1 protein-coding gene is annotated in these 1,338 nt (G+C 57.5%); it reads left to right on the forward strand.

Going from position 1 to position 1,338, the window contains the following annotated elements; translation table 11 throughout:
* The first annotated feature begins 97 nt into the window (after positions 1–97).
* A complete protein-coding gene (locus BV95_RS07660) occupies positions 98–1,294 on the forward strand; it encodes an IS256 family transposase (protein WP_037449607.1) in 1,197 nt (398 codons plus the stop codon).
* The last annotated feature ends 44 nt before the right edge of the window (positions 1,295–1,338 follow it).

The following is a 1,338-nucleotide window of genomic DNA, read 5'->3' on the forward strand; positions in this document are numbered from 1 at the left end:
GGTAGTGTGCGGGATGTTCTGCAAAATCCATTGAGGATTTGAGCGGCCATGGCAGGCTGGTGATGTTCAAAGTCGCCAACCCCAATGGAGCCCCACCATGACCAGGAATGAGAATAGACCATCGATAGCGGCCGTCAAAGATTTGATGGGCGCGAACCGCGACGCCTTGCGGGAGATCGTGCAGGATTTGCTGCAGGAGATGCTGGAAGGTGAGATGACCGATGTCCTTGGCGCCTCGAAGAGCGAACGCATTGACGGCCGTGTTGGCTATCGATCCGGACATTACAATCGGACGCTGATCACGCGGGTGGGCAAGCTGGAGCTGCGGGTGCCGCAGGATCGCGACGGCCGTTTCTCGACCGAGCTGTTTGAGCGCTATCAGCGCTCGGAGCAGGCGCTCGTGGCATCGTTAGCCGAGATGTACGTCCAGGGTGTGTCGACCCGGAAGGTGAAGGCTATCACCGAAGAGCTTTGCGGCCACAGCTTCTCCGCCTCGACCATCTCAGCGATCAACAAGCGACTGGACGAGAGCCTGACAGCCTTTGCCCGACGTCGGCTGGACGAGCCGTTCGCCTACCTCATCATCGATGCCAAATATGAGAAAGTCCGCCAGGCAGGCGTGGTGCGCTCCTGCGCCGTACTCGTCGCACTGGGTGTGGACTGGGAAGGCCGGCGCCAGATTCTGGCTGTAGAGCTCGCCAACCGCGAGAGCCGCTCTTCGTGGAAGGACTTTCTCGTCGGCCTCAAGGAGCGCGGCCTCCACGGTGTCGAATATATCGTTGCCGATGACCATGCGGGTTTACGAGCCGCTGTTCGTGAAGTGTTGCCAGATGCCTGGTTCCAGCGCTGTTACGTGCACTTTTTAAGAAATGCTCTCGACCATCTGCCGCGTAAAGCTGATGACGACTGCCTGCAGGAGCTGCGTTGGATCTACGATCGTCGCGAACTATCAGAGGCCAAAAGCGATCTGGCTGCCTGGCTGAGAAAATGGTCGCCACGATACCCCAAGCTCACCAGCTGGGCGGAAGAAACCATCGAGGAGACGTTCACCTTCTACCGGCTTCCGCGGCAGCATCATAAACATATGAAGAGCACCAATATGCTCGAGCGCTTTAACGAAGAAATCAAACGCAGGACGATCGTCCTGCGTATCTTCCCCAATGAAGACAGCTGTTTGCGCCTCATACGCTCGCTTGCTGTCGAGACCCACGAAAACTGGCTCGAAGCCAACCGCTATCTCAACATGAACGACCTTAAGGAGATGAAGAAAGCCGATCTACGTCAAGCCGCCTAGCCAGCATGCCCGCCGCTATTTGCAGAACTTGACGCACACAACCC

The organism is Sphingobium chlorophenolicum (assembly GCF_000722875.1).
Taxonomy (GTDB): Bacteria; Pseudomonadota; Alphaproteobacteria; order Sphingomonadales; family Sphingomonadaceae; genus Sphingobium; species Sphingobium chlorophenolicum.

Bases quoted from the DNA above. Each gene is read 5' to 3' on its own strand.
- BV95_RS07660 (WP_037449607.1), top strand. From the start codon at position 98: ATGACCAGGAATGAGAATAGACCATCGATAGCGGCCGTCAAAGATTTG.